Origin of the sequence: Streptomyces ipomoeae 91-03, assembly GCF_000317595.1 — a bacterium.
GTDB lineage: Bacteria > Actinomycetota > Actinomycetes > Streptomycetales > Streptomycetaceae > Streptomyces > Streptomyces ipomoeae.
Genome location: NZ_AEJC01000049.1, coordinates 1 through 3,252, shown reverse-complemented (window position 1 = coordinate 3,252; position 3,252 = coordinate 1). Strand labels below are relative to the sequence as shown.

Annotated in this window: 5 protein-coding genes; all 5 read left to right on the top strand. The window is 69.9% G+C overall.

Translation table 11 applies throughout. The features are described from left to right. The first annotated feature begins 328 nt into the window (after positions 1-328). Entirely contained in the window at positions 329-1,183 is an 855-nt protein-coding gene (locus STRIP9103_RS02555; RefSeq protein WP_048819563.1) for a hypothetical protein, read from the top strand. Then, complete coding sequence (locus STRIP9103_RS02550; protein WP_009296759.1) at positions 1,180-1,422, top strand: hypothetical protein; 243 nt, start codon at positions 1,180-1,182, stop codon at positions 1,420-1,422. The genes STRIP9103_RS02555 and STRIP9103_RS02550 overlap by 4 nt, the downstream gene beginning before the upstream one ends. Positions 1,423-1,887: 465 nt before the next feature. Beyond that, positions 1,888-2,031, top strand: coding sequence for a replication-relaxation family protein (locus STRIP9103_RS49710; protein ID WP_181800346.1), 144 nt, complete (start codon positions 1,888-1,890; stop codon positions 2,029-2,031). 49 nt (positions 2,032-2,080) lie between these two features. Further along, positions 2,081-2,347 carry a hypothetical protein gene (locus tag STRIP9103_RS02545; RefSeq protein WP_009296760.1) on the top strand — a complete coding sequence of 89 codons (267 nt, stop codon included), beginning with the start codon at positions 2,081-2,083 and terminating at the stop codon, positions 2,345-2,347. A 572-nt stretch (positions 2,348-2,919) separates the two neighbouring features. Then, positions 2,920-3,252: hypothetical protein (locus STRIP9103_RS02540; protein ID WP_009296757.1), on the top strand; the 333-nt coding region annotated here is incomplete at its 3' end.

Here is a 3,252-nt window from a genome sequence, read left to right as displayed (position 1 = left end):
CCTGAGTCTGATGTCCTCGAGGCGGTTTCGGGGATGTACGGGCCGCAAGGGTGTGATGTGGCACACAGAGGCGCTGGGTGGGCGAGGTGGTCGGGCGGCGCCGCCGTCGCGCCGGAGGGCTTCCGGCGGCGCGTGCAGTCCGGCGCGCTGGATCGTCTGCACCGCTGACAGGTTTGTTCTCCCATGTTGAGCTGTCACCTTGGACTCTCACCTTGATCTTTCACTTGGCTTTCTCATGTACGCCTTCTCATATACCCGCTGGCACGTCCGCCGGACTGAGGGCTGAAACGTTTGGGTGCGGCCGACTGAGACGGCTACCTTCAGGGGCATGAAGACGACAACGCCCGCCGAGCGGGACATGCAGAAGAACAAGGCGACCGGCAGGGACACCCGTACAGCGGTCCTCAAGCGCTCGGTCCGTACCAACGTGCCCCTGCGCAAGACCTTCGTGCAGGCCGTCAAGGGAGCCGTGAGCCGTCACGGACCGCTCAAGGAGTTCGTCACGGGACGAGACCTGCGGGGGCTCAAGGCCTACCTGATGATTGTGGCCGCGTGCAGCAGCGGGACGAACGGCTGGTCGACCACGCACGACAGCGCCGTGTGGGCCCGGATGATGGACATCGGGCAGACCGTGACCGAGCAGTCCGCCCGTACCGGCGCCTGGCGCACCCTGCGCCGTCTCGAGGAGCGTCGGCTGATCACCTGCCACCGCACGGGGACCATGATCACGGTCACCCTGCTGCGGGAGGACGGCAGCGGCCAGCCTTACGACCGCCCCCGCGGTGACACGGAGGACAACCTCTTCCTGCAGATTCCGGCGACCTTCTGGACGAAGGGCTACGACGAGCAGCTGGACCTGCCGGCCCTCGCGCTCCTGCTGGTCGTGGCGCGCGAGAAGAACTGGTCGGCCTTCCCCGCGGAGAAGGCGCCCGAGTGGTACGGCTGGTCGGCCGACACGCACGAGCGGGGCCTGAAGAAGCTCCTCGACCTCGACCTGGTGGAGCGTCGGGAGCACTGCACCAAGGCCCCGCTGGCCCCCATGGGCGTGACCATGACCTACCAGTACCAGCGCACAGCCGCCGTCCGGCCGCGCAAGCCCCGGAAGCAGACGACCGCCCAGGCCACCGCGACCGCGACGGCGAAGGGCACCGCGAACTCTCCGCGAGGCGGGGGCGCGAAGTGACCGTGTACATCGAGCCCCTCGGTGCCGCGATCCTGCTCGTGGGCATCGTGGTGGGCTACATCGTCTACAAGCACACCCGCACTTCGACCGCGCCGGCCAGCCGCGGCGACGTCGTCGGCGCCATCGGGACCGCCGCGGTGGTCATCACCACCCTGGTCTTGTTGCTCGGAGGGGGCAACAAGACCACGACGGAGGGTGAGAACCCCGCCCGCGAGACCAGCACCAGCACGACGAGGTAGCCACGCCGCCCGCTAGGCGCGGGCGGCGCCCCGCAGGCGGATGAGGAAGCGGCATACGAGACCCGGCGCGGCCCCGCCCGATCTCCGCCATGCCGGGCCCAACCGGTGCGGGCCGGGCCGCGCCCACGACTCCTCGCCAAGCGTGTGGGCCACCGCCGCCCTCTAGGCACCGGCCCCGCCCCACTCCCCGGCCGGGGGATCGGTGTCCTGCGTGCGGGACCTTAAGGCGCGCGTGTGTCGCGTACGCGCGAGGCGGTGAATTTCCCGCCCGGGCCGGGGAATGGGAGGGGCGGCCGTCGACTGACTGCTCAACGCCTCCTACTTCGCCATGTACCGCAGCGTCGACGCTGACGAGCGGGCGCTACTGCTTCGGCGGGCCGCTCTCTCCGACCGGCTCGCCCTCGCGGCGCCGTCCGACACCACCGCGCAGCACCGCGCGATCCGTGCGGCGCACGTGCTGATGACGTGGTGCCGCTGCTGTTCGTGGAGGTCGACAACGGCACCGAGGGCCCGCCGATCGTGGCGGACAAGATCGAGCGCTACCGCCGGTTCTTCGCCCGCCGCGTCAGCCTGGCTGGGCGGGAGGTGCCGCTGTGGCGGACCGTGTAGCCGGCCACCGGACGCGCTCGACAACCCCGACGACTACCGCGCCTACTCGGTGCGCGACCAGGCCCGCCGCAAGGCGCAGGAGGCCAAACTCGAGCACGCCCGGCGCGAGCGGGAAGCCGAGCGCCGCCGGTTGGAGGCGGGCAAGTGGGTGTGCCCGACCTGCCAGCGCTTCGTCTACCCCGCAGACGGCCTGATGCCCGGCGGCGAGTGCGGCCCCTGCCTCAGCTACCGCCAGCGCGCCGCCGAAGCCGCCCAGGAGCAGACCGACCAGCCGCCGACCGGCGGCGGCATCTTCGGCCGGCGCCGCCGGGCATGACCTCGGGCGGGAAGCGGAAAAGCAGCAGGTCCGTACCCTCGGGCACGGACCTGGCTTGATGTGACGCTCGTCACATTTGGGAGTCGTGCCGCTAAACACTTCTCCGTCGAGTCCGTCCAGGCTAAGGAGGCGGGCTCTGGGCAACAAGGTGAACCCTGTTTACCTAATACTTCCATCCCTCGGACGTAGCCGGACGGCTTCGGACGCTGCCGGACGTGCGGGACGTGCTCCTGTGGAGAGGCCTGCGGGTTCGCGTCCGTGTCGTGAAGCCTGCCGGACGTCGGCTGGACGCTCCCCGGACATGAATGTTGCCTCACGCGTTGAGCGGCGAGGGGAGTTTGACCGGAATGCCCCTTATTGGGTGTCAGGAGTGTTTCTGTAGAACGCTGTTGACGCCCCCGGTGGGGCAACGGGGGGCGTCGCAAACCTCAGTTGAATCCGTCATGCGGAAGGTCCAGACTCTGAGATGCGCGGTCGCCGGTTCTCCGGCCGCTGTGTGGGGGCCCGCTAACCCCCGTTCTTCCGTGATCCGTCCAGGCTTTGAGTGCGACATCCGCAGGAGGCGGTGCTTCATGTTGTGGCGTTTTATGCCGGGTATCGGCTGGGTTCTCCAGCCTGTCCAGGCCTCCCCGGGGTGCGTCGTCACCCCCGAAATCTCCCAGGGGTTCGGCTTCCGCCGGGCCCTTTACTGGCTGTGCGAGGTCCTCCGCACCACGGGGATCCTCCGTACGGTCGGCGCCGCTCTCACCGCGGCCGGGCTGACGTGGCAGTGGCTGGCCGGCCACGAGGTCGTGGGCGCGGTGCTGGCGGCGCTTCTCGTCGCCGGTGCCGACGCCGCGTACAAGGACCTCAAGCGCGCGGCCCGGCAGCGGCGCACGCGGCGGCTCACCGGGTCGGGGGTGAGC

Excerpts from the sequence above, each read along its gene's own strand:
- STRIP9103_RS02555 (WP_048819563.1), top strand. The coding sequence starts at position 329 with ATGAAGACGACAACGCCCGCCGAGCGGGACATGCAGAAGAACAAGGCG.